This is a genomic window from Saprospira grandis (assembly GCF_027594745.1).
Classification (GTDB): domain Bacteria; phylum Bacteroidota; class Bacteroidia; order Chitinophagales; family Saprospiraceae; genus Saprospira; species Saprospira grandis.
In genome coordinates this window covers 1,529,032-1,554,057 of the sequence record NZ_CP110854.1, presented here as the reverse complement: position 1 = coordinate 1,554,057, position 25,026 = coordinate 1,529,032, and the positions used below count along the sequence as shown (strand labels likewise).

The window sequence follows — 25,026 nt, the reverse complement described above, 5'->3', positions numbered from 1 at the left end:
AAAGCTAGCTCGAGCAAGGGAAAAGCTAGCTCGAGCAAGAGAAAAGCTAGCCCGAGCAAGGGGAACGCTAGCTTGAGCAAGGAAAAAGCTAGCTCATTAGGGTCATCAACAAAGTTCGTTTAGTCCCTGTTTTAACAAAGTATTAACAAATCCACTCAAGAGGGGGGCTATTGATTGCTCAAGAGAAGAGGAATGCGGCCAGGCCTATATTGGCCCAGCGCTGCGGAGCGGGTGGCGCGCAGCGGCAGACCCAGGCGGCGGAGCCGCCGCAGGGCCGAGCAGACCTGCGAGCCCCGCAGCATAGCGGCGGCCGACCTAGGCCGAGAGGCCTAGCCGGCCGCGGGCCCCAAAACCCCTTGAAAAAGAGCGGTTTTAAAATTTTTGTGCGATTTTTGGGTTGATTTTCAGTGATTTATAAAAGGGTAGTTGAAAAAACCCATAAAAAAGCTTCCGAATACAGAATAGGAATTGTACATTTGCAAGCGCTTTGGGCTAAAGTAGATTGTTTTTGTGCTCAAAAGCCGCTAATAAATTGATTACTAATATAAAATTATAGGAATTGTGGATACGCTGAGTTACAGAACACAGTCTGCAAAAAAAGAGACCGTAGAGCGCAACTGGTGGGTTGTGGATGCAGAGGGTAAAACCCTAGGTCGTCTTGCTTCTGAAATTGCCAAAGTACTAAGAGGCAAGCACAAAGCATGCTTTACTCCTCATGTAGATACAGGAGACTATGTGATCATCATCAATGCTGAGAAAATCAACTTGACTGGTCGCAAATTGCAAAAGAAAGTATATTTGACTTACTCTGGTTACCCCGGTGGTCAGAAGTCGGCTACAGCTGCAGAGTTGTTGGCCAAGCGTCCTCGCCGCGTGCTAGAGAATGCGATCAAAGGTATGTTGCCCAAGAACAAATTGGGTCGTGCCACTTTCAAAAAATTGTTTGTATATGAAGGTTCGGAGCATCCTCATCAGGCCCAGAAGCCTCAGCCTTTCGATCCTACTAATAAATAATAAAACGCAAGTATTACGATATGGAAATGATTAACACTATCGGAAGAAGAAAAGCGGCCGTAGCCCGTGTATACCTGCGTCAGGGTTCTGGCAAAGTAACGGTAAATGGTCTTGATTATAAAGAGTACTTTCCTGCTATCCACATTCATGGTAAAGTAGTGGCTCCTCTACAAGAGGTAGAAGTACAGAACCTATATGACATTCAAGTGAATGTAAGCGGGGGTGGAATCAAAGGACAAGCGGAGGCTGTTCGTTTGGGTATTTCTAGAGCGTTGGTAGAGTTGAACGAAGAGTTCCGCAGCCCGCTCAAGGTGAAAAAATACCTCAGTCGTGATCCTCGTTCTGTTGAGCGTAAGAAATACGGTAAGCCCAAGGCCCGTAAGAGCTTCCAGTTCAGCAAACGTTAATTTTATTTCTGCCATCTCTCTGCTTGGGGCTGCTTAGCGGCCCAAGCTACAAATTATAGATAAAGATATGCAAACACCTACTTATAAAGAGTTGTTGGATGCGGGTTGTCATTTTGGCCACATGAAAAGAAAGTGGAACCCCAAAATGCGTCCCTTCATTTTTATGGAGCGTAAAGGTATTCACGTAATTGACCTTAACCGCACAATTGAATCGCTAGAAGAGACTGCTAAAGTCATGAAACAAATGGCTAAGTCTGGCAAAAAGATCCTTTTTGTTGGGACTAAAAAGCAGGCTCGCGGTATTGTAGAAACTGCTGCCCGCAGCGTAAACATGCCTTTTGTTACTGACCGTTGGTTGGGAGGTATGATGACAAACTTTGCGACTATCCGCAAGTCTGTACGCAAAATGCAAAGCATCGAGCGCATGCTCAATGATGGTACGCTAGATAATATCACTAAGAAAGAGCGTTTGGTACTTAGCCGTAAGCACGCTAAACTAAACCGTATGTTTGGTGGTATTGCTGACCTTAACCGTCTGCCTAATACTTTGTTTGTTGTAGACATTAGCCATGAGCACTTGGCTATTGCTGAAGCCAAGCGTTTGGGTATTAGCACTATTGGTATCGTAGATACTAACTCTGATCCTACTGTAGTAGATTTTGCTGTTCCTTCTAACGATGATGCTTCTAAAGCTATCGCTATCGTGGTAAACTACCTCACTGAGGCTATCCGCGAAGGCCTAGAAGAAGGCAAAAAAGTGAAAGAGGAAAAAAAGGCTAGCGCCGAGAAATAAGCGACGACATCACATCTCACACCTTATAAACCAATAATTGACAATGGCTTTCAAAATTTCTGCAGCCGAAGTTAAAAAGCTACGCGACCAAACTGGCGCGGGCATGATGGATTGTAAAAAAGCCCTACAAGAAGCTGAAGGCGACTTTGACGGTGCTATTGAGTATCTTCGTAAGAAGGGCCAAAAAATGACCGAAAAGCGCGCAGACCGCGAAGCTAAAGAGGGCGTTGTTTTGGCACTCACTTCAGAAGATAACAGCAAAGGTATCGCTGTTCGTATTAGCTGCGAAACTGACTTTGTAGCCAAAAACGACGAATTCGTTGCTTTTGTAGCTTCTATCGCTGAGTTGGCCTTGGCTAACTTCCCCGAAAATGCTGAAGCTCTTGCCGCTCTAGAACTAAGCGCTGGCAAAACTGTAGCTGATGCTCTCGTTGAGAAAACAGGGGTTATCGGTGAAAAAATTGAGTTGAATAGCTACGGCCGCGTTGAAGCTGCTAAAGTTATCTCTTATGTACACATGGGCAATAAAGCCGGTGTTGTTGTAGGCTTCAACAAAGATGTTGATAACCTAGAAACTGCCGGTAAAGATGTAGCTATGCAAATCGCTGCTATGCACCCCATCGCTGTAGATAAGGACGGTGTTGATGCCTCTATCGTAGAGAAAGAGATCGAAATCGGAAAAGAAGTTGCCCGCAATGAAGGTAAGCCCGAGCAGTTGCTCGAGCGTATCGCTATGGGTAAACTCAATGCTTTCTACAAAGAAAATACTCTCCTTAACCAAGAGTTCGTAAAAGGAAATAAGCAAACTGTTGCTCAATTCCTTGGTACACTAGATAAAGACCTTACGGTTACTTCTTTTGTACACATTACCCTAGGTTAATGCTTGTATAAGCAAATATAAAAGCGTTTCGATGCCGTCGAAACGCTTTTTTTATACCCAAAAATAGACAGAGACAGATCTTTTCAACAACTTCTAGAAGCTTTCTATTATCATGGCTAATTATAAAAGAGTTCTGCTCAAACTTAGTGGTGAGTCGCTGATGGGCGGCAAAGATTTTGGTATCTCTCCCAAAATGCTCGTACATTATGCTTCCGAAATTCGTAGAGCCATCGACCAAGGTATTGAGGTGGCTGTCGTTATCGGAGGAGGAAATATTTTTCGCGGACTAGAAGCCAAGGATTCTGGCATCGAAAGAGTTCAAGGCGATTATATGGGGATGCTCGCTACCGTGATCAACGGCCTAGCCCTGCAATCTGCCCTAGAAGCAGAAGGTATCTACACCCGCCTGATGACCGCCCTCGGTATGGATAAAGTCGCCGAACCCTATATCCGCCGCCGAGCTATCCGACACCTAGAAAAAGGCCGTGTGGTTATTTTTGCCGCAGGAACTGGTAACCCTTATTTTACTACCGACTCCGCAGCAGCCCTCCGCGCTAGCGAAATTAACGCCGATGTGATCCTTAAAGGTACCCGCGTAGATGGTATTTATACCGCCGATCCCGAACTAGACCCCAAGGCCAAAAAGTTTGATAATATCTCTTTCTTAGAAATTATCCGCTCCGGCCTCTCTATTATGGATATGACGGCCTTTACGATGTGCCAAGAAAATGCTATGCCTATTGTGGTTTTTGATATCAATGAACCTAATAACCTGATCCGCATCCTGAAAGGAGAAGCCATCGGGACACTAGTGACCAACGATAGCGAATAAAACAGCCCAGAAAAACCAAAAAAAACGCAGCCCTAAAGGCTGCGTTTTTTTTGCCCCCACAGAAGCTTAAGGTTTTTTAAATGAGTTCTAGATAATCTAATGTATCTTTAGCCCCTCAATACAAAACTATGGAACAAACAATACCCGCCACTTTTAAAAAGTTGGCTTTCTGGAACCTCTTCAGCTTCCTAGAACGATCTGAAGTAACTGAGGAAATGGTAGACCAATGGCTAGATGCGCTGGGCCAAGATTTTAAAATTGAAAGAGAACAGTTCGATTTTAAAGTGGGCAACCAACGCCAAGAAGGCTTTAACCGCATTTTGGTCCTCGAATTTGACTGCGGCCGAGGCTATACGCTCCGCCTAGAATATACCCCGCACCCAGAAGGAGGCGAAAAATACCTCTACCTAGCCGCCCCGCATCAAGAAAAACAACTGATGGGCTGGTGGAACCTTGAAAATTGGCACCCCTACGCCCTTTCTCCCGAAGAGCTAGACCTCTTGCTCTCTTATTGGGAAAAACAAGGCGGAAAATGGACCAACCGCCATCTGGCCCATGCCCTTTTACACGATTTTGTTGGCCTCGATAGCGAAGAAGCAACCGCCGATTATGCCGCAAAAACCTTTGAAGCCTTCAACGAACTCCGAATTAAGGGCTTTGCTAAGGTAGAACAAAAACCAATCGCCATCTTTTATTATGAAGATAGCGAGTACCACTGGCGCTACGACCGCAAACTCGGCTGGCTCTTCGAAAGCGACCAATACGCCTGCTATTCTATCCGCAATAAAGCCCACGCCAAGGGCGAAGAAGGCCGTTTCCCCTTTGAAGATTGGAATTACCTCATGAAGCAAATTCGCCAAGAAGTGAGCCAATAAAATACACGCCCTATGCCTAAATTGTACTCCCTATTTATCCTTGCTTTGCTGCTGTCGGCCTGCCAGGGCAGTAAAAAATTGCCTAGCCAAACTCCCGAAAAAATGGCTTTTGTTCCTAGCCAAAAAGGCACGGTCTGGACCTATCGCTATACCTTTCATAATCAAGAAAAAGAACCGATAGAACAAAAACTAGAGCTGCTGCAAACTGAACAAAAAGCCGATGGCCTCTATCTGGACCTCAATCAGGCCAAATGGATGCTCCGAAACGATAGCCTTTTTGTCCGCTGCCAAGGCCGTGGGGGAGGGGAGTTTCTGGCGCCGCTCTATTTGCCCACCACCGACTCGGCTAGCTACAATACTTGCAAGGGCGATGTCTTTATGCAGGTAGCAGCCAAACGCCTGCCCCCAAAAGAGATTTTGGGCAAACGCTATGAAGACCGCTTTAGTTACCAAATTGGCCCTTACGAAAGAGTAGAATATGCCAGGGGATTGGGCGTGACTCTACATCAGTATTTTGGGATTGGCCAAAAATTAGAAACCCAAATGGAATTGATCGATTTTCAGTTGGGAGTAGGGGAGGACTAGGGGCCTCCGCCTCGCTTCGCTCCTCGGCGCTATGTTGCGGGGCTCGCAGGTCTGCTCGGCCCTGCAGCCGCCTTCGGCGGCTTTGGTCTGGCCCTTTGGGCCACCCCTCCACAGCGCTAGGCCCAGCGGGCTTCGCCCGCTGCTAGACGCGGGATCAAAATTGTCAAAGAAAGATGAAAAATATCGCTGAATTTAGCCAGCAATACGAAATAGATTATGCTCGGCCCTTGCCTGCCAGAGGCTTGGGCTCTGTTTATCGAGTTCAGGACCAAGAGGAGCAGCTCTTGGCCCTAAAGGTCCTAGAGCTGCACCCCAATTTTGATGATGGGCTCTTTGGCCGCCTCTATGAAGAGGCTAAAAAATTGGAACATCCTCATTTATTGCCCTATCAGGCGGTGCACATTTTTAGAGAGGAGGAGGTCGTCCAATACTATATATTAATGGACTATTGCGCTGGCGGAGATTGGGCCAGCCGCCGCAGCCAATTGACCGCTGAAGAAAAGCTAGGCTTGCTGCAAGAACTACTCAAACTGCTGATTTTCTTAGAAAAAGAAGGGCATTGCTTACAGAACTTAAAGTTAGAACATCTGTTATTTAAAGAAGAGGAGGCCTTAGACTGGCAGTTGATAAATTATGGGGCCAAGGAAAGCTTGCCCAATTATTTTCATCTGGATTATGCCTATTTGGCTCCCGAGCAACTGCAGGGGCAGGCCATTGGTCCCCCTGCAGATATTTGGGCCTTTGGGGTCTTGCTTACTGCTTTTTGGACAGGCCAATTGCCTTTTGGCCAAAAATCGCCTCAGCAAACTAATGCAAAAATTAAAAACCGCATTCTGAAAGGGGAGCTACCTAGGGAGCTGCTTAGACGTTTGCCCCTTGAGCTGCGTTATCTAGTAGAAGGCTGTTTGCAAAAAGAGCCCGGCAAGCGCTGGCCCTCTTTTGAGGCCTTGGCCGCTGCCTGGGAAACTGGTCCCGCTAAAGACTATGCTCAAAGTTGGGAGGCCGCTCCCGCGGCAGAAGTTTCTGTATTAGAGACCTTGGCCTATATGGGCCAAGAAGCAGAAAAAGCAGAGGCCCCAAAAGAAGAAGAAGAGCAGTCGGAAAAGACGCCCTTTTTAGAAAGAAAATTTAAACGACAGAAAAGCAAGCCGATTACGATTTGGGAAATACTGCTTTGGTTGGGCGGGGCCTTGGCCCTAGGCTATTATCTCTCTAGTTTGAGCTAGTGTGCATGAATTTTGAGGGGACAAAACCGCCCTGGCCTAGCGATGTGAAAGGGTGGCCGAAGGCCAGACCGAGCCAGCTTGCTGGCGAAGGGCCGAGCGAATAGCGAGCCCTGCAACGTAGCGCCGCAAGGCGAAGCCGCAGCGGAGGCCCCAAATAAAAAAAAGAAAAGCCATGAAAAAACAGTTACTCCTATTTTTTGCCCTCTTTTTCTTGGGGAATGCCTATGGGCAGCAGGCCGTGCAATATAGTTTGCAGCCCTGGAACCCCTACTATTATAATACGGCCTATGCGGGTTTAGATGAATCTTTGAGCATGACGGGCCAATTTCGGAAGCAGTGGACCGGTTTTGCGGGCAGCCCCTTGAGCTTTAATTTTTCGGCGCATTTGCCTATTAACTATATTAATAGTGGGGTAGGCTTTATGGTGGAGCAAGATTATCGGGGTTTGGATGGCAATGCCTACACCAACACCAACTTTCGGTTTTCTTATAACTACTTTATTGATCTTGGCGAGGGGAAATTATCGGTAGGTGCGGCTTTTCGCTATTTGCAAAAGCGGGTAGATGGGGGCGCATTTCGGGCGCCAGATGGTTCTTATAATACAGATAGTGGAGTTTTTGACCATAATGATGGGATCATCCCCTTGGGCGTAAGTCAGGCGCAATCGGCCACGGCAGATTTTGGGATATATTATAAAAATGAGCGTTTGCAGTTGGGTTTATCCTCTAATTATTTGACCGAGCCTATTTTGGCCTTAAATGATCAGGCGGTGGACCATGAGCTGCGCAGCCGAAACTATTTTTTATCGGGCTCTTATACCTTTGATTTGGATGGGCAGGGCGATTGGAAATTGCAGCCGACCTTTTTATTGAAAACCGATTTGACCAAATTTCAGCCAGAACTGGGCGTATTGGCGCATTATCAGGACCAATTTTATGGGGGAATCAATTTGCGGGGCTATGATAGCAAAAGCTTGGATGCCGTTGTTTTAGTGATGGGCTGGCGGCTGAATAAGCAGCTAAAAATGGCCTATGCCTATGATTTGAGCATATCGGGCTTGCGTAACTTCAATGGCGGCTCGCATGAAATTATGTTAAATTATAATTTGCAAGAACCCATTGGCAGAGAATTACCGGCCAAGGTCATTTACAATCCCCGATTTTTATAAGGAGAAAGGGAAGGAAATAAAAAACAAAAGTAGCTCTGGACAAAGGAGCTACTTTTTTTATTCTATGCAGATAGTTTTTATCTTTGTGGGTCCTCGGCCCCAATTTGTTAAAAATTAGGGGGAAAAGGGGGCGAAACGAAGCCCTCTAAAAGAAAGTTGGGAAAAAAGCAATTTTTAATAAAATAATTGCTTTTGCTCCTCCGTTTCTATGATGACTTTGTCAAGACGAAGCTACATACCGCAATAATTTTGAAATAATTTTCTGATTAGCTGCTAACCTTGGCCTAGTTTTAAGATGAACAACTAAGAAAAAAGAAAAAAAGGCCTACTTGCCAAAAGGGCCTATTGCCTTTATATACGGATCATACGCAACTCTAATCTTTAAGCCTTTAGGATTGAGGGGCATTATTAACGAAAAACAACGAAATTAAACTCGGGTGCGAACATGAAAAAACAGCAAATTCTAGCCGTCATTGCCAGCACGTTGCTCCTGTTCTCTTGCGCTCCGCGCGATAATGGACAACTTATAGGTGTTATGGACCGTCCCTCTTGGTCGCCTATCAATCCTTACGGAATGCAGTACGTACCTTCGGGTGCCCTACATATCGGTCCCAGCGATCAGGATGTCAACCACTCTTTGGTAGCTCGACCCAAACAGGTCTCTATCCAAGGATTTTTTATGGATGATACAGAAATTACCAACAACGAATACCGTCAGTTTGTACACTGGGTGCGCGATTCTATCGCTCACGTACAAATGGGCCATACTGTAGATCACCCCAATGGCGTTCAGGGCGTTGACTGGGAGGCTGAGCTCGATTGGGAGCCCGGTGGAGCACTAGACGGAATGTTCTATTCTGGTGCCGAGCAATTGGGAGACCGCAGAAATATCGATATCCGCCAATTGGTCTATGATTACCAATGGTATGACTGGAAAAAGGCCGCTCAGGACTTTGACTGGAAGACCGATTTTAACCGCTTCTCTAAGGAGAAACACAATCGCGCCGATTATATCCGTAAAGATGCTATCCGCATTTATCCCGATACCCTTTGCTGGATCCGTGACTTCACTTACTCTTATAATGAGCCCATGACACGGAACTACTTCTGGCACCCCGCCTTTGACGACTATCCCGTTGTTGGTGTGGCTTGGAAGCAAGCTATGGCGTTCTGCTACTGGAGAACGAACCTTTGGAACGCTTTCGAAGAAGTAAATACAGAGGATTTCCGCCTGCCCACAGAACACGAATGGGAATATGCCGCTCGCGGTGGCCGCGAATTGGCTCCTTACCCTTGGAGGGGATACTATGTGCGTAACGCCAAAGGCTGTTTGTTGGCCAACTTTAAGCCCGGCCGTGGTGATTATCCCGCAGATGGTGGTTTGTACACCGTAAAAGGGGATGCTTATTTCCCCAACGATTACGGTTTGTACTGTATGGCCGGAAATGCTTCTGAATGGACCTCTTCTGCTTATTACGAGAATGCCTATGCATTTATTCATGACTTGCAGCCCGATATCCGCTTCGATGCCGAAGAAGATGATCCCAATACTTGGAAGCGTAAGGTAATCCGCGGAGGTTCTTGGAAGGATATTATGTATTATATCCAAACGGGAACTCGCCACTGGGAGTACCAAGATACTACCAAGTCTTACATCGGTTTCCGTTGTGTATTGACTTTCCTCGGTCGCTCAATCAACGACTTCAACTAGGCTACATTTAGCTAAAAATACTTTAGGCGCTATATCTCAATGATGTGGCGCCTTTTTTATTATTTTTTGGGGCCTGCCGCCTGCGGCGGCCGGGCTGTGCACTGGCTCGCTGTTCGCTCGGCCCTTCGCTTTTTTCGCTGCGCTCAAAAAGCTCGGTCTGGCCTTCGGCCACCAGTTACCATCCCTAGGCCTGCGGGCGCTTCGCGCCCTGTTAAGCGCAAGAAAGGGCAGGCCAAGAACAAATTGGCATTTTATAAAAAAAATGATATTTTTAGCCAGCAAACTGTAACCAATGCCCCAAGGCTGTATTAAGAGAATAAAGCAGCCCCGAAAAAGGCAAAAAAAAGGGCGAAAAAAGCCCAAATAAAAAGAAAAGAACCCAAATAAAATTTGGGCAAAACAGTAAAAGAAAAACTGAAAAAGCCCATCAAAAGGGCCTTTCAAAAAAAATGTTATAAAAAGTGTAACGATTTTAAGAAATTGTCTTATACTTACGAACCCTTAGCCTCAAGGAGGCCCTCGAGCTAAGGGCACACTATTATTACTTTCTTTATTATTGATTGAGAAAACCCTTTTCATTCACTAACCATTTAAAACTTTAGCGTCATGAGTTTTATTCATTCTAGTGGCTTCGCTTACATCAAAAACTTGATTATCGGTGTGGGTGCATCTGTTGTACTTGTAGGAGCCCTCTTTAAAATCCAGTCTTGGCCTGGTGCATCTGAAATGTTGACTGCTGGTCTTTTGACTGAGGCAGGACTATTTATCATGATGGGTCTTCTTCCCCCTCACAAAGAGTACTACTGGGAAAAACTATACCCCGGTCTAGATACTCACGGTGGATCAATCGAAGGAGCTATCGGACAAGGTGGCGGATCTTTTGACGGTGATGCCCTAAACGTAACAATCGAAAGATTGGGCAAGCAGATGGGTAACATCAAATTGGATACTTCTGGAATCGAGAACCAACAAAAAGCTATGATCGGTGAACTACAGACCATGGCTAAGAGCATGACTTCTTTGAAGGCTCTTCAAGAAGCTGACTTTGGCGAAATCAAAAAAGTAACTCAAGGTGCTGGCAAATTTGCTTCAGCTTTGGGTGAGGCCGTAGAAAGCATCAGCGAATCTCTAGAAGATACTCGCGTATACAAAGAGCAATTGACTCAGTTGAACAAGAACCTCAAGTCAATGAACTCTGTCTACGGTAATGTTCTTTCTGCTATGGGCCAAAAAGCCTAATTCTAGCATAAAGTACAGAAACTGAATTTTGAATTCCAAAAAATCATTATAAGCTATGGCAATTCCAAAGGAGCCACGGGCACTGATGATTAACCTGATGTACCTAGTACTGACGGCTATGTTGGCCTTGAACGTCTCGGCCGAAATCATCAATGCCTTCTTTATGCTCGATAAAGGTATTAAACACACAAACGAAATCGTTGATAAAGGTCTTAAGGGGACAATTGAGGCGATGAAAACAACTTCAGATGAGAAGCCTGCACTAAAGCCTATCCATGCCGCTGCTGACAAAGTACCCGGCGAAATCAAAGAGTTGTTGGATTATATCGACGAACTTCGTGTAAACATTACCAACGAATCTGGTGGACTTTATTCTACCGCTGACCACAAAGCAAAGTGGGAAGGTAAAGGATTTACTATTGGTAAAATCGTTGAAGGCGCCGAAGAAAAACTCGACGGTAAGCCTAAGGGTAAGAAAAATAAGGATGTTACTCAGCGTCTTTTGGTTGATGAAGGCCAAGGAGCTAAGTTGAAAGAACTTATTACTTCTACTCGTGGAAAATTGATTAAAGTACTTGACGATATCGTTGCTTTGAACGAAAAAACACCTATGAAAGGGGTTAAGTTTGACAAAGCTGAAATCGAAAAGCTTAAGAAGAACTTGGTACTCGAGGAAATCGATGACGAGATCTGGAAAAAAGCAGGTAAGGCTTCTTGGGAAGCTTATGTATTCGGTTACATGCCTGTAGCTGCTTGTTATCCTCTTTTCCGTAAGTATCAGAATGATGCGAAAAACGCCGCTGCTCAGGTAATCAACTTCTTGTCTAACAACATGGGGAACAAAGTACTCGTTTATGACAAGTTTGATGTATTCTCTTCTTCTACTAAGCCTTATATCCTTTTGGGTGAGACTTATGAAGCAGAAATCGCCTTGGGTGCTTACTCTAGCCAAGCAAACTTCTCTGTAAATGTTGGCGGTCGCGCCCTTTCTGTAGAAGATGCTAAAGCGAAGTTTACGGCTAAGCCTTCTTCTGTAGGTACGCAGAAGTATACCGCTACTATTACTGTAGAAAACCCTCTTACTGGTGAAACTGAGCGCGTAAGCAAAGAGTTTGCCTATGAAGTAGGTGTACCTTCAGTAACTGTTGCTGCCGACAAGATGAACGTATTCTACATTGGTGTAGATAACCCCATCTCTGTAGCTGCTGCTGGTGTTTCTTCAAATGATATCTCTGTTTCTATCTCTGGTGGCGGAGGAGCAAAACTCAAGCCTGCTGGTAAAGGTAAGTTCATCGTGAACGCTACCAAAATGACCAAAAAAGGAGAGTACTGCAATATCGTAGTCACTAACAAGAAAACAGGAAAGGCTTTGGGCTCTTACCCCTTCCGTGTGAAGCGTATTCCCGATCCTATTGCTATCTTGACAAATGGTTCAAGTGATGGAGTAGTAAAAGCAGGTGAAATGCGTGTACAAAGAGGTCTAATCGCCAAATTGGAGAACTTTGACTTCGATGCACAGTGTAAAATCCAAAGCTTTACTATGTACTACACACCTCCTCGTCAGGACCCCGTTCCTGCCAAGAACAACGGTGGTACATTCTCTGGTACAGTATTGAACTCTGTTAGAGCTGCTAAACCTGGTGGATCTTTCCAATTCGTTGATGTGAAAGGTCGTTGCCCCGGTGATGCTGTAGGTCGTAAACTAAACGGCTTGGCTTTCCAAATTCGCTAGAAGTTTTTGGTAGCTGAATAAAATAGAAGTTGGTTGTCTTTCGTTAATCTAAGGAAGCAACCAACTTTCTTTATTAGTGATAGAGGCTCCACAACCAAAATCACTTCCTTCGCATTCGGTGAGTCTTTCACAAGCGAGAGAAAGATTACGCTTTTTTTCTTTCTTAACATTTAACTCACTCTGAGGCCCTAGCTAAGCCTCGCACTTAAATTGTTAAATTCAATGAATGCTACTGCCTTATTTCAGTCTGCCTTGGTATTTATGTTTCTGTTGGCTGCTAACCTAACAGTTTCGGCTCAAAGGATGCCTATCGGCACTACCGAATCAAACAATCCAATTCAGGAAACACCCCGTGACGATATCTATGAACGTCATATTAACTCCAAAAAGTTGATCATCCCTTATGACTATCTACATGAAAAAGATGTCTTTTGGGAAAAACGCGTTTGGCGCCTCATCGATGTGCGCGAAAAGCAAAACCACCACTTTGCCGCTGCAGCCACTACTGGCCGTAAGCCTTTCATTATGATTCTTTTGGATCATGCTCGTAAAGATGATATTGCCGCCTACTCGGTGCAAGGTCTAGAAGGAGCTGATGGGGATAACTTTAGTAACCCCATCCCAAAAGAAGAAATGCAGACACTAGGGACCAAAATTGACACCGTTGTTACTTTTGACCCCGAAACACTAGAAGAAATTATCGAGCCTGTTGTCAACCCCTTCAACCCTGAAGACGTACGACAGTTCCGCCTCAAAGAGGTTTGGTTCTTCGATGAAGAAACTTCTGCTATGGATGTGCGTATCCTAGGTATCGCACCTATCCAGGATCGTTATGATGATAATGGAAACTTTATTAACTCTGGTCCCATGTTTTGGGTATACTACCCCGACATCCGCCCAGTTTTGGCCCAACACGCTTGCTATAATCCTACCAACGACTTGAATACCATGAGCTGGGAGGATGTGTTTGAAGCAAGACATTTCTCTTCTTATATCATTAAGGAGTCTAATGTGCATGATCGCCGTATCCAAGATTATAAGTCTGGTGTAGATGCTTTGCTAGAAGCCGATAAAATTAAGGAGCAGGTCCGTGACTATGAGCACGACCTCTGGACATACTAGACCTCGGTCTACAGAAAACAGCTGAGCTGCTTTCTACTTTTTTTAAGAGACGTTCTATACGAATAGAACGTCTCTTTTCGTTTTTAGAATAAATTGGTCCTATTTCTGCGTATTGCAGGGCCCAGTATGGGCCCGCAGGCTGAGGGATAGAAAGTGGTGCGGCGAAGCCGCAGACCAAGGAGCCGAAGGCGAGGAAGGGCCGAGCAGACTTGCGAGCCACGATATAGCCCGACCCGGCCGAAGGCCGGGGCAGCCCCAAATTATTTGTCCTAAAAAATTACTTCTATTGAGATAAGCTTTACTCCTAACTTGCCGCTAAAAAAGGCATATAGATTTACCTATCGAATTCATCGGACCGCTCTGCTTGATGTTCATAAAAAAACGATACTATGGCTTATCCTAAATTGATGATTTGGGCCCTGCTCGTTTTGGGCCCCCAGCTGCTTTTGGCCCAATATACTTTTGAGGCCCCAGAAAATAATCAGGAGCTCAGCAGCCAAGCCGCTCCGCCCCTTTTGCAATACTCGCATTTGGAAGAGCGAGACGTTTTTTGGGAAACCCGAATTTGGCGAGATATTATTGTGGCCGAAAAAGCAAATCAGCATTTTGCCGCTATAGATCAAGAGCTGATCGCAGCACTGATTAAGGCCGCAGAATCTGGAGAAATTACGCTTTACCACCCTATAGATGACCGCTTTAGCCAGCCGCTTTGCCCTGCCGACCGCAAAGAAATTTTGGGCGAAACCGATACCACAACTGTCATTGATCCAGAAACTTTGGAGGAAGAGCATATCGCCATTTATACCCCCCTCAATTATCAAAATATTGTGGCTTACCGCCTCAAAGAGGTTTGGTACTTTGATTTGCAAAGAGGAAAACTAGATGTGCGAATTTTAGGCCTGGCCCCAATTGTAGAAGAATATGGCGAGGATGGAGAGTTTCTGGCCCGCCGCCCCCTCTTTTGGGCCTATTATCCAGATGCCCGACAAGCACTGGCCAAAAGCAGAAGCTACACCCCTTATAATACGCCCATGAGCTGGGCCGATGCCCTAGATGCCCGCTTCTTTAGCTCCCTGATTATTAAGCAGTCTAATTTGCAGGATCGCCGAATTGAAGATTATGCAGAAGGGATGCAGGCTCTGCTAGAAGCCGAGAAAATTCAGGAGAAAATCCGAAATTTTGAACATGATCTCTGGACCTATTAAAGCGAAAAGGGCAGCCGATAGCTCGGCTGCCCTTTTTTTATTGGCGATATAAATGCAGCATTTTGGCCTCAAATAAACTGTCTATCTTCGGATAATCGCAATTTTGTTGAAGCAAAGAAAAATGCAATTGGTTGATCTTTAAATCTACCTCAAATTCATTCCTCAACTGAAAATACTCCCGAACATTATCCCGAATTCGGTCATTGTAGGTGAATTCGGCACAGTAAAGCTCATCATTTTCCCCTTTTTTCAAACATTCACAGGTTTTTACGGCAACAGCCTCTAAGCGCAGCTGGCTAAAAATACCCAACTGACGAAGCTGAAGGTCCAAAACCTCTGTACTAAGGATGTACTCGGGCCGAGTCTTTTTTCTAAAATCTACTTCCTGCAAAACGTAGACGGTCCCCAAAACGCCCAGGGCTAAGGCAAAAAGGACAAAAGATAAGGAGCGAAAAGAGGGACTGTTTTCCATGATAAAGCTATTTTTTACTAGAAATAATAGAGAAAACAGCCTATTTTTTCTGCTGCCTGTCTCGCTGCAAAGCCCCCACCAAATTAGAAATTTGTGCCCGCCGAACACTATTGGTGTAGGTCATGATCCTAAAATATTTGCTATCCTGATAGTCTACTTCCCACTGCGAATAGGCCTCTTCGGTTTCGCTGAGGGTTTTGAGCATGCTCTTATTTTTCTGGACCAAAGGCAGCTGAATAATCAAAAGTATGCGCTGGTCAATTTTGCGCTGTAGCTCAAAAAGCAAGGACACATCTTTGATTTCTCCAGCCTTGGCCCGCTGCACATACTTAAAAACAAGGTCCATTTCTGAAATCGTTTTGAGCAAGCTCTCCGACAGACTTTCGTCCTTTTCTAGCCAAGTTTTGGCCATTTCTCGGCTTAGGTTTTCTACAGAAAGCTCTTCCTTATCCTGCACATTTAAGCCCATTTCTTGCCAGCTTTTTAGCTCGCCCTGAAGCAATACTTCCTTAAGGATAAATCCCCCAATGACTAGGCCAATCACAACGGCGATGGCAATGGTTGTTTTTTTCATTTTTCTTTGTTTTTTGGGGCCCGCGGCCGGCTAGCCTTCGGCTAGATCGGCCGCCGCTATGCTGCGGGGCTCGCAGTTCTGCTCGGCCCTGCAGCCGCCTTCGGCGGCTTTGGTCTGGCCTTCGGCCACCCGCTCCGCAGCGCTGGGCCAAGGACCGCCTGGCTGGGCCTTAGACTCCATTAAAGTTTATACTTAAAGCTTTTATTCCCTTTGATGAGCTCAATCTCTTCGCTGCCTCTGGGGTAGCTATAGCGTTCCCACTTGATGGGCTCAATAATTCGGCCACCAACAGCCACTACGCCCCATTTTCCGCCTTTTTGGACCAAAAAACGGCCTTTGGGCAAAATGACCACATCCTCATATTTTGGGGGCAGCAAAATACCCTTTTTTAGAGAAACCACCCCCCATTTTTCGCCATCGGCAGCAAAGAAGTAGCCCTCTTTCCTAAAGTCAAAGTTGGTAAAAGCGGGGGCAATGAGTTCTCGGTTTTGGGCATCAACCACCCCCCATTTTCCGCCTTTTTGGACCATAAAGGTGTTGCGGTCAATGATGTGCAGCTTGCTATATTTTTTTGGGGGAATCAAAATGTCTTTTTCCACATTGGCCACTCCCGCCTTGCCATTGAGCTCTATAATAAAAAGCTGATGCCGCAAAAAGTACTTAATGCCATCATAGGCAAAATTAAAATAGCCTTCGCCCTCATACATATAGTCCTCCTTGCCCTTGTAGCGAGCCATCAGCTTGTAGTTGTCTGGGTCAATGCCAATATCATCATAGATAGGATCCAGAATAGTGTCCAATTTCCCCAAAGAATCTAGCCTCAAAATACCATACTTATCTTTTTCTAAGACCTTGAGCCAGCGCAGGGGCAAAAAGGAAAAGGGCTCGAGCTCCTTGTATTTTCGCTCAATGAGTAATTTTCCTTCATCGTTGGCAACGCCCCAAAGCCCATCTTTATAGACCGTAAAAAACTCATTGAAGTATTCTATCCGCTCAAAGCTGAGCTCGGGCTGCAATTCGCAGGGCGAGCCATTTTGGGCCAACCAATTATATACCGACCAAAGCTGCTTGTTCTCTTGGCGAACCAAGGAGTATTTAGGCTCTAAATTGTCATAGATATGCGCAAAGCAAATGGGCAAATATTCTTCTCCACGAATAGTGAGGATACCCCATTTTTCTCCTTGCTTGACCTTAAAATAGTTGCCATCAAACATGATTTCATCATAAATAGGGGCCAGCCATTCGCTGCCATCTTCATTAAATATGCCGTACTTTCCACCAACTTCTACAAAGATGCGGGCCGGATCTAGTTTATAGCGATAATTGACCTTATCGTATTTGGGGGGAATCCAAGCGCTGAGGTCCTTATTCAATAGGCCCCATTTTCCATTTTTCTGAATTTCGTAATAGCGCAAATCCTGTTCTAGGCGAAACTGATATTTGATGCTATCATAGGCGGCGGGGCTGAGAATTTCTCCTGTTTCTCGCTCATAAAAGCCCCAGAGGGTTTTTTCGCCCAATTTGACCTTGTAAATATTGTCCATCAAAAAGCTGCTGTCGGGTCGTTGGGCCTTTAAGGGCCCAAAAAATAGGAGGGCCAAACAACAGATAAAAAAGAATCGAATCATAAGAAAATAGTTTAATTTCTGGATGGCTGCCAGGCTCTATTGGCCCAGCGCTGCGGAGTGGGTGGCCGAAGGCCAGACCGAGCAAAACGAGCGTTAGCGAAGTTTTGCGAAGGGCCGAGCAGACCTGCGAGCCCCGCAGCATAGCGGCGGCCGACCGAGGCGCAGCCGAGCCGGCCGCGGGCCCCAAAAAAGAAAAAATTAGATATTTTGCCAAAATGTTTCTTGCTGCAGCTGCTCTGGAATTTTGGGGCTGGGGTGCAGGCAAATGCGCTGCCCATTTTCCCATTGAATAGCTGCAGGCTGCTCGGCGAGTTCTTGGCCTTCTAGTTGGGCCAAAGCGGCCCAAAGCGCAAGTCCACCCGCCCGAAAAGTTTGCTCAATATGGGCTTTTTTAGTCTTTTTTTGCCAAGCGGTAGCAAAAATGCCCTGGGCCAAAATCGGCCCAGCATCTAGCTGCTCCTCTACCAAATGCGCCGTTGCTCCAAAAAATGGCAAGTGCTGTTTTTGGGCGGCTTCTAGGGGCGCTAGGCCAATGAGGCCAGCAAAAGCAGGTAAAATGGAATAATGCAAATTGAGCCAATGGGCCTCAGAAAATTGGGCCAAGGTCTGGGCATCAATAATTTTATGGATATTGGTAATGATCAGATCGGCCTGTAATTGGGCCAAATACCGCCGCAACTCCTCGGGCTGGCTCTGCCGATAACTCATTTGCTGGGCAAAAATGCCTTTTTCTTGGGCCCAACTCAGGGCGGGGCAGGGCCGATCGGCCAAAACGCCAACCAACTCCCCCTTTAAAAGGCCAAAGGCCAAGAACTTGGCCAATAGTCGGAGGTTGCCGCCCCCGCCCGAAACCAAAAAAACATAGCGCCTAGTCTTCATCTTGCTCTTCATTTTCTGAGGCGCGGAGCCAAAAATTGGGCCTTCGGCTGCTGCGCTGATTGATACGGTGGATGTACTCGCCCAAAATGCCAATGCCCAAAAGAATCAAACTGAGCCCAAAGCCCAGGATAATCACCAGACTGCTATAGCCCGGAATAATATCGTTGAGAATCAGTTTTCGGAGCAAAATGTAGAGCGAATAGACCGAAGATAGTATAAATATAATGATCGAAATGCCCGAAAGTAAGCGGATGGGCAGGTCCGAAAAAGTAATTAAAATATTGATGCTATGATTGAGCAGTTTGCGCAGCGTATAGCCGCTTTCTCCAGCCTGTCGCGGCTGATGACTAACCCGAACACTGCCTACCTGCTGCGTAATCCAGCTCAGATAGCCATCTAAAAAGGTATAGGAATTATTCATCTGTAGGCAAGCCTTGGCCATCTCGCTACGAACCAACCGAAAAGGGCTATAATGAGGGTGTAATTCGGGAATGGCCAAGCTCAAACTGCGCTGCATCAACCAAGAGGTCAGGTTCCGAAAGCCATTGTGCTGCCGCTCTTCAAAGTAGCCATAAACCAGATCAAAATTGCCCTTTTTTTGCTCGGCAATTAGGGCCGAAATATCGGCGGGGCGCTGCTGTAAATCCTCATCTATCGTAATGATCCAAGGGGCCCGAACCTGCGCAAAACCGCAAATAATGGCGTTGTGTTGGCCAAAATTTCTACTCAGTTGAAAGGGGCGGACACGAGCATCCTGAGCCGCCAATTTTTTCATGACCGCCCAAGAATTATCGGGGCCATAATCATGGACCAAAATAAGCTCAAAGCTCAAATTGGCCCCCTCAAAAAAAGCCTTGATTTCTTGATAGAGTAGGGGCAAACTCTCTTCGCCTCGATAAACGGGGACCACAACAGCATAGTCTACAGATGACATGGGCAAGTCGTTAAAGTTAGATGATTTGGGGCTGCCCCGCCCTGCGGGCGGGTCGGGCTATGCGGGGGCTCGCTGTTCGCTCGGCCCATCGCTTTTTCGCTGCGCTCAAAAGCTCGGTCTGGCCTGCGGCCACCCCCTACTATCCCTCAGCCTGCGGGCGCTTTGCGCCCTGTAGAGCCGTTTAGATGGACCGAAAAAACTGCTTGGCGGCTGGCCCCAAATGAAAAAATAGGTCCAAAATACTGACCGCATCGCTAAATGGCGGATAAAGTTGCTCATAAGTAGGGTAGGGGCCATAATTCAAATACTCCAATTTGATATGAGCCGCCTCAAAAGCTGCTTCATTCAGATAGGCCTTGGCGGCTGGGCCCGACAAATAATGTTGGGCCTCAATTTGCTGCAAAAGCTCAATCAATCGCAAGCTAGGGTCTTGCTCTTGCAAATCAAAATGAACGCTTTCTAAAACCTCCGTTTGTATCTGCAGCTCCTTTAAGGCCCAAAGAATAAAGCGCTTATTGATTTGAGAGAGAAAAGGGTGGTCTTCCTCCAAATAAAGGGCCTTAATTTTTGGAGCATATTGCTTAAAAAAAGGCGCCTTAGCATAATGCGTCTGCCAGCTATTCCAATGCTTTTTGGCCCAATTGGCCTGCGCAACTTGCGTATCGGCAATGCGCTGTTTTAGCTGCTTTTGACGAACGGGAATACTGAGCCATTGTAGCCCTTGGGCCGTTTTTATACGATTTCGATTGCGCCAATCGTTCTTGGTATATTGCACACAATCGTAAAGCACAAAAACATCGGCCTGAGCAATGGCCTCAAAGTAGCCCTTCCAGGGAATATAATTAGATTGACAAATAAAAGCCTTGCGCATAATTAGTCAATTTCAGCTAAAAGGTCTACCGTCCAAGCCTCGGGTTTGGCCGCAAAGCGTTTTTTGGTTTCGGGCCAAACCTGCCCAAAAAGAGCCGATTTTCTGTAACAGTCTAAGGCTGCAGGCCCATCCCAGTAGCTATAAGAGAAAATAATATTTGGCTGATCTTTTCCTCTAAGGATCTGCAATTTTTGACAGCCCTCAAAATGGCGAATTTGCTCCTTGAAAGGCTCAAAAAAAGTTAAAAAATTAGCGGTTTCCTCTGGCTGGAAAGTCATCTTGACAATGCGAATAATCATAGGATAAATTTTTTAGACAATGCCTAAAACTATAGTTTTTAAGGGCTTTTTAGGAATTTTTTAGTTGAGGAATCGGCAAAATATTTGTACTTTTAAAAAGTTCCCATTCCCAGCGTTTTTATGTACCTCCCCCACAAATAGTGAACATAGCAACTAGACACTGAATATTAGATATTATGACGGTTAAAGATAGGAGTTTAACAACGGCCTTGAAAAAATATTTTGGATTTGAACAATTCAAAGGCCAGCAAGAGGAGATTATTCAAAGTATTCTCAGTGGACAAGATACTTTTGTGATTATGCCAACGGGTGGAGGAAAATCACTTTGCTACCAATTACCCGCCCTACTTTCTGAAGGGACCGCTATTGTGGTTTCTCCACTCATTGCCCTAATGAAAAATCAAGTGGATGCCGTTCGCTCTTATGCAGAGTCGGACCAAGTGGCCCACTTTCTTAATTCTTCACTCAGTAGAGCGAAGGTAAAAGAAGTCAAACAAGATATCGTTTCTGGCGCTACCAAATTACTTTATATTGCCCCAGAAACCCTGACCAAAGACGAAACACTTAGGTTTCTATCGCAAATTAAGGTCTCTTTTGTTGCGGTTGATGAAGCGCACTGTATCTCGGAATGGGGCCATGATTTTCGCCCAGAGTATCGCCGAATCCGCTCTATGATTGAAAATATAGAGCAGGAGATTCCTATTATTGCCCTAACGGCTACGGCTACGCCTAAGGTCCGTATGGATATCGTGAAAACGCTTCGTCTAGAGGAGCCCAGAGAGTTTATGGACTCCTTTAATCGCGATAATCTCTTTTATGAGGTGCAGCCCAAAGGAAAGAAGGAAGATGTTCTCCGACGTATTGTACAGTTTATTAAGGATAAAGCCCCCAATGAATCGGGCATTATCTATGTCCAAAACCGTAAAACAACCGAAGAGGTGGCCAAGGTGCTCTCGGTCAACGATATTAAAGCGGCGCCCTATCATGCTGGTCTAGAGGCCAAACTCAGAAGCGATACCCAAGATGCTTTCTTAATGGAAAAAGTGGATGTGATTGTCGCTACGATTGCCTTTGGTATGGGCATTGATAAGCCCGATGTCCGCTTTGTGATCCATTATGATATTCCTAAAAGTATTGAAAACTATTATCAGGAAACAGGCCGAGCAGGCCGAGATGGCCAACATGCTCACTGCCTAACGTTCTACTCTTATAAGGATATTCTCCGCCTCGAGAAGTTTTTACGGGATAAGCCTGTGGCCGAAAGGGAAATGGGCGCTCAGCTATTGGCCGAAATGATTGCCTATGCGGAAACTACCGCTTGTAGAAGACGCTTTTTGCTGCACTATTTTGGCGAGAAATATAAGGATGAGGTCTGCCGAAGAGACCAAATGTGTGATAACTGCAAAAAACAACATCCTACCGAAAATGCCAAGGAGGCTTTGCTGCTCTTGCTGCAGGTGGTCAAGGACCTACACGAACAGCTTCAAGCTAAGGAGTTGCTCGATTTCCTCCTCGGAGAGAAAACACAGTCTATTCTGGACTTTAAATACGAGAAACACGAACTCTTTGGCAAAGGAAAAGATAAGGACCGCCACTACTGGAATTCTGTCCTCCGCCAAGGCCTACTCAATGATTATCTCAAAAAAGATATTGAAGACTATGGTATCTTGAGAGTGGCAGAGGCTGGGCATGAATTTTTGGCCCAACCCAAACTTTTTGAGATTAGCCTAAACCATAATTTTGCCCAAGAAATGCAAGATATGGAGGAGGAAAGAGAACAAAATGCTAGTTCTACACTAGATCCTCAATTACTCAAAATTCTTCTGGATTTACGGAAACAGGTGGCGCGCAAGAAAAATGTACCGCCTTTTGTCGTCTTCCAAAAAGTGTCTCTAGAAGAAATGGCTACTCAATATCCCTTTACCATTGAGGAGATGAAAAATATTTCTGGGGTCTCTGAGGGCAAAGCTCGCCGATATGGCCGCAACTTCTTGGCCACGATTAAGGATTATGTAGAGGAGAATAATATTATCCGCCCCGTCGATTTTATTATTAAATCAGTTGCCCGAAAATCAAAGTCTAAGGTTACTATTATCCAAAGTATTGACCGCAAAATGTCCTTTGAAGATATTGCTGATAGCCTTGGCATCCGCATGGATGAGCTACTGCAAGAACTCTATATGATTATCAATGCAGGCACCAAACTCAATATCGATTATTATATTGAGGATATCCTCGATGAAGGAGTGCAGGAAGATATTGAAGATTATTTCATGCAGGCCGAAACCGATAATCTCGATACGGCTTTTGAGGAACTCAAAGAAGATGATATTTCTCTAGAAGAAATAGAACTCTACCGACTCAAGTTTCTCTCTGATAATGCCAACTAATTTTTTGCCCCGAGCTTTTGCTTGGGGCTTTTTTAGTTTTTCTGCTCTGGCCCAAAAGAAAAGGCCACTAACTGGAAAAAGTTAGTGGCCTTTTGGCATTTTTTTCTGCGCAGATTAGGGGGCGAAGCGCCCTGCAGGCAAAGCCTGCAACGGCCTAGCGCTGTGGAGGGGTGGCCCAAAGGGCCAGACCTAGCCAGCTTGCTGGCGCAGGGCCGAGCGAGCAGCGAGCCCCGCAACCTAGCGCCCGCAGCCCCGAAAAAAAGGGCTGCGGGAGGCCCCAAAAAAACAGTTAGTTATTAAAGCAGTAATCGGCCCACCAATTTGAATCTTTTCAAATGTTCGGCTGAATGGGGAGCTTTTTGATCTAATTCTGCAGTAAGATCTTGCCCTGCCCACTGGCCATAATGCTGGCCATTTCGCCAAAGGCGGCTGCCATTGAGCTCATAGATGAGCCCTTGGTAGGCCACCCAAATTTCTTCTCGGTCTTGGCCATTGCGCAGGGCCAGTTGGCTGCGGCTAAAAAGCGGAAGTTCTTCCATTAAGACTCTTCTTTTTTGGGCGCATCATTTTCTTTTTCGGCCTGTCGTTTTTTCTCTAGGTATTTGCTGCCATCGTAGAGATCATATTGCAAAAGGCGGCATTCGAGGGGACCATTATAAAGCGGAATTCGATTTTTGGGTCGGAGTCCCACCTCCTTGGTGGCCTCTCTGTTCGAGGAGAGGATCCAGGCCGAATAGCCAGAAAAATGCTTCTTGAGGGCATCTCCAATCTGGGCATAGAGGCGGCCAATTTGGCTAGGTTTGAGGCGTTCGCCGTAGGGTGGGTTGATAATCACGGCACCGGGCTCGCCTTCTTCGGGGCGTTTGAGCTTTCTAAAATCTAGGTTCTCTAGCTGCATCAGATCGGCCACGCCAGCAGAATGCGCATTTTTGAAAGCCTCAGAAATGGCCGAGCGTTTAAAGTCCGAGCCATAAATGCGATGTTCAAAGGTTTTTTCCTCGCTCATCAGTTCCATACGGGCTTGGCTCCAGAGCTCCTTATCAAAGTTTTTCCAATGCTTGAGGCTAAAGTTGGGCCGAAGCAAATTGGGGGCTTTATTGGTAGCGAGCAGGGCCCCTTCGGTCAGAATCGTCCCCGAACCGCACATAAAATCGACCAGATTACCTTGGCCGCGCCAATCAGAAAGGAGGAGCATACCTGCGGCAAGGACCTCATTCATGGGGGCGGCATGTCCCCCCCGACGGTAGCCTCGGCGGTGGAGCGAAGAGCCACTACTATCAATAGAAATGCTACAGCGATCTCTAAAAATGTGCAGATGGATTTCGATATCGGGATTATCCCGGTCAATATTGGGGCGGCTGCCCGTAAAATCTCTAAATTGGTCGGCAATAGCATCCTTGAGTTTAAGGGCGGCAAAAAGCGGACTTTTAAACTCGGGGGCCTGGCTTACTCGGGCGCGGATAGCATAAGTGGCCTCATTATTAAACCAGCGCATCCAGTTGATGGCTTTGCCTAGGGTATAGAGTTGGTCGGCATTTCGGACCTTTTCTTCGGCCAGGGGGTGCAAGATGTGCAAGGCCGTGCGCAGGCCCATATTGGCCTTATATAATTGAAGCGGATCGGCCTCAAAGCGGACCGCTCTTTTAAGGGGCTTAATATTTTTGGCGCCAAGCTGGCTGAGTTCTTTGGCCAAGACATTTTCTAGACCAAAAAAAGTAGTGGCAATATAGGCTTGCATAGGAGCAGAAGGTTTAAAACGGGCACAAAAAGACAGACCTAATGGAACCAAGCCAGTAGGTCTGCCAAATATTTGTCAAGGACCAAAATCCTAGAGATTATTGACGTAAGAAGTCAATTTGCTCTTCAAGTTGGCCGCTTTATTTTTGTGTACTTGGTTCTTTTTAGCCAAGCGGTCGATCATAGAGACTACTTTGGGCAAGAACTTCTCCGCATCAGACTTTTCAGTGATGCTGCGTAGACGTTTGATAGCAGAACGAGTTGTTTTCTTGTAGAAGCGGTTGTGCACGCGGCGCTTAGCCGTTTGGCGAATGCGCTTTTTTGCTGATTTGTGATTGGCCATTTTTATTGAATAGTTTACGATTTGGCAATAAAAAGAGGCTGAGGGGCAATGGCCCACAGCTCAACGGATGGCAAAGGTACAATTTTTTCCAAAAAAATCTAAACCTCAGC

25 protein-coding genes are annotated in these 25,026 nt (G+C 45.9%); 15 read left to right on the top strand and 10 right to left on the bottom strand.

Annotation, left to right across the window (positions count from 1 at the left end; all coding sequences use genetic code 11):
* Positions 1-561: 561 nt before the first annotated feature.
* The 14 genes from rplM to porN (OP864_RS06115) all read left to right on the top strand — a co-directional run bounded on the left by rplM (position 562) and on the right by porN (OP864_RS06115) (position 14,789).
* The gene (gene rplM / locus OP864_RS06180) at positions 562-1,014 is read left to right on the top strand and encodes a 50S ribosomal protein L13 (RefSeq protein ID WP_015691970.1); all 453 of its coding nucleotides are present in this window, start codon (positions 562-564) and stop codon (positions 1,012-1,014) included.
* A 20-nt stretch (positions 1,015-1,034) separates the two neighbouring features.
* Positions 1,035-1,421 (top strand): 30S ribosomal protein S9, encoded by a 387-nt coding sequence (rpsI, locus tag OP864_RS06175; protein ID WP_015691969.1) that lies wholly within the window; start codon positions 1,035-1,037, stop codon positions 1,419-1,421.
* Positions 1,422-1,488: 67 nt separating this feature from the next.
* On the top strand, positions 1,489-2,214 hold the full coding sequence (rpsB, locus tag OP864_RS06170) for a 30S ribosomal protein S2 (RefSeq protein ID WP_015691968.1): 726 nt from the start codon (positions 1,489-1,491) through the stop codon (positions 2,212-2,214).
* 43 nt (positions 2,215-2,257) lie between these two features.
* On the top strand, positions 2,258-3,094 hold the full coding sequence (gene tsf / locus OP864_RS06165; protein ID WP_270100389.1) for a translation elongation factor Ts: 837 nt from the start codon (positions 2,258-2,260) through the stop codon (positions 3,092-3,094).
* 112 nt (positions 3,095-3,206) lie between these two features.
* The gene (gene pyrH, locus OP864_RS06160) at positions 3,207-3,926 is read left to right on the top strand and encodes a UMP kinase (protein ID WP_270100388.1); all 720 of its coding nucleotides are present in this window, start codon (positions 3,207-3,209) and stop codon (positions 3,924-3,926) included.
* A gap of 128 nt (positions 3,927-4,054) precedes the next feature.
* Positions 4,055-4,801 carry a hypothetical protein gene (locus tag OP864_RS06155; protein ID WP_015691965.1) on the top strand — a complete coding sequence of 249 codons (747 nt, stop codon included), beginning with the start codon at positions 4,055-4,057 and terminating at the stop codon, positions 4,799-4,801.
* A gap of 12 nt (positions 4,802-4,813) precedes the next feature.
* Positions 4,814-5,386 carry a hypothetical protein gene (locus tag OP864_RS06150; protein ID WP_270100387.1) on the top strand — a complete coding sequence of 191 codons (573 nt, stop codon included), beginning with the start codon at positions 4,814-4,816 and terminating at the stop codon, positions 5,384-5,386.
* A 173-nt stretch (positions 5,387-5,559) separates the two neighbouring features.
* Positions 5,560-6,612, top strand: a complete 1,053-nt coding sequence (locus OP864_RS06145; protein WP_270100386.1) for a protein kinase domain-containing protein — start codon at positions 5,560-5,562, stop codon at positions 6,610-6,612.
* Between the two features lie 172 nt (positions 6,613-6,784).
* Positions 6,785-7,780 (top strand): PorP/SprF family type IX secretion system membrane protein, encoded by a 996-nt coding sequence (locus OP864_RS06140; protein WP_270100385.1) that lies wholly within the window; start codon positions 6,785-6,787, stop codon positions 7,778-7,780.
* A gap of 445 nt (positions 7,781-8,225) precedes the next feature.
* The gene (porK, locus tag OP864_RS06135; protein WP_270100384.1) at positions 8,226-9,491 is read left to right on the top strand and encodes a T9SS ring complex lipoprotein PorK/GldK; all 1,266 of its coding nucleotides are present in this window, start codon (positions 8,226-8,228) and stop codon (positions 9,489-9,491) included.
* Between the two features lie 606 nt (positions 9,492-10,097).
* Positions 10,098-10,730, top strand: coding sequence for a type IX secretion system motor protein PorL/GldL (porL, locus tag OP864_RS06130; RefSeq protein WP_015691958.1), 633 nt, complete (start codon positions 10,098-10,100; stop codon positions 10,728-10,730).
* 55 nt (positions 10,731-10,785) lie between these two features.
* A complete protein-coding gene (porM, locus tag OP864_RS06125) occupies positions 10,786-12,462 on the top strand; it encodes a type IX secretion system motor protein PorM/GldM (protein WP_270100383.1) in 1,677 nt (558 codons plus the stop codon).
* 222 nt (positions 12,463-12,684) lie between these two features.
* Positions 12,685-13,584: a type IX secretion system ring subunit PorN/GldN gene (gene porN, locus OP864_RS06120; RefSeq protein WP_270100382.1), complete on the top strand. Its 900-nt coding sequence runs from the start codon at positions 12,685-12,687 to the stop codon at positions 13,582-13,584.
* Between the two features lie 389 nt (positions 13,585-13,973).
* Positions 13,974-14,789 (top strand): type IX secretion system ring subunit PorN/GldN, encoded by an 816-nt coding sequence (porN, locus tag OP864_RS06115; RefSeq protein ID WP_270100381.1) that lies wholly within the window; start codon positions 13,974-13,976, stop codon positions 14,787-14,789.
* Between the two features lie 37 nt (positions 14,790-14,826).
* On the opposite strand, the gene OP864_RS06110 is transcribed toward porN (OP864_RS06115), so the two are convergent.
* The 7 genes from OP864_RS06110 to OP864_RS06080 form a co-directional block, all read right to left on the bottom strand.
* Positions 14,827-15,261, bottom strand: a complete 435-nt coding sequence (locus OP864_RS06110) for a hypothetical protein (RefSeq protein WP_270100380.1) — start codon at positions 15,259-15,261, stop codon at positions 14,827-14,829.
* Positions 15,262-15,301: 40 nt separating this feature from the next.
* The gene (locus OP864_RS06105; RefSeq protein ID WP_270100379.1) at positions 15,302-15,835 is read right to left on the bottom strand and encodes a hypothetical protein; all 534 of its coding nucleotides are present in this window, start codon (positions 15,833-15,835) and stop codon (positions 15,302-15,304) included.
* A 179-nt stretch (positions 15,836-16,014) separates the two neighbouring features.
* Entirely contained in the window at positions 16,015-17,463 is a 1,449-nt protein-coding gene (locus OP864_RS06100) for a WG repeat-containing protein (protein ID WP_015691952.1), read from the bottom strand.
* Positions 17,464-17,661: 198 nt separating this feature from the next.
* Positions 17,662-18,342 carry a formyltransferase family protein gene (locus tag OP864_RS06095; RefSeq protein ID WP_270100378.1) on the bottom strand — a complete coding sequence of 227 codons (681 nt, stop codon included), beginning with the start codon at positions 18,340-18,342 and terminating at the stop codon, positions 17,662-17,664.
* Entirely contained in the window at positions 18,332-19,276 is a 945-nt protein-coding gene (locus OP864_RS06090; protein WP_270100377.1) for a glycosyltransferase family 2 protein, read from the bottom strand. The genes OP864_RS06095 and OP864_RS06090 overlap by 11 nt, the downstream gene beginning before the upstream one ends.
* A gap of 181 nt (positions 19,277-19,457) precedes the next feature.
* Positions 19,458-20,147 (bottom strand): WbqC family protein, encoded by a 690-nt coding sequence (locus tag OP864_RS06085; RefSeq protein ID WP_270100376.1) that lies wholly within the window; start codon positions 20,145-20,147, stop codon positions 19,458-19,460.
* Between the two features lie 2 nt (positions 20,148-20,149).
* Positions 20,150-20,446, bottom strand: a complete 297-nt coding sequence (locus tag OP864_RS06080) for a putative quinol monooxygenase (protein WP_015691946.1) — start codon at positions 20,444-20,446, stop codon at positions 20,150-20,152.
* A gap of 176 nt (positions 20,447-20,622) precedes the next feature.
* On the opposite strand from OP864_RS06080, the gene recQ reads away from it, so the two are divergent.
* Entirely contained in the window at positions 20,623-22,836 is a 2,214-nt protein-coding gene (gene recQ / locus OP864_RS06075) for a DNA helicase RecQ (RefSeq protein ID WP_270100375.1), read from the top strand.
* 296 nt (positions 22,837-23,132) lie between these two features.
* Here the strand turns inward: recQ and OP864_RS06070 are convergent, their stop codons facing one another.
* From OP864_RS06070 to rpsT, 3 genes are all read right to left on the bottom strand, one after another.
* Positions 23,133-23,375 carry a cytochrome b5-like heme/steroid binding domain-containing protein gene (locus tag OP864_RS06070; protein ID WP_270100374.1) on the bottom strand — a complete coding sequence of 81 codons (243 nt, stop codon included), beginning with the start codon at positions 23,373-23,375 and terminating at the stop codon, positions 23,133-23,135.
* Positions 23,375-24,574 (bottom strand): THUMP domain-containing class I SAM-dependent RNA methyltransferase, encoded by a 1,200-nt coding sequence (locus OP864_RS06065; protein WP_270100373.1) that lies wholly within the window; start codon positions 24,572-24,574, stop codon positions 23,375-23,377. Before OP864_RS06065 ends, OP864_RS06070 begins: the two co-directional genes overlap by 1 nt.
* A 90-nt stretch (positions 24,575-24,664) precedes the next feature.
* Positions 24,665-24,916, bottom strand: coding sequence for a 30S ribosomal protein S20 (rpsT, locus tag OP864_RS06060; RefSeq protein ID WP_015691941.1), 252 nt, complete (start codon positions 24,914-24,916; stop codon positions 24,665-24,667).
* Positions 24,917-25,026: the final 110 nt, after the last annotated feature.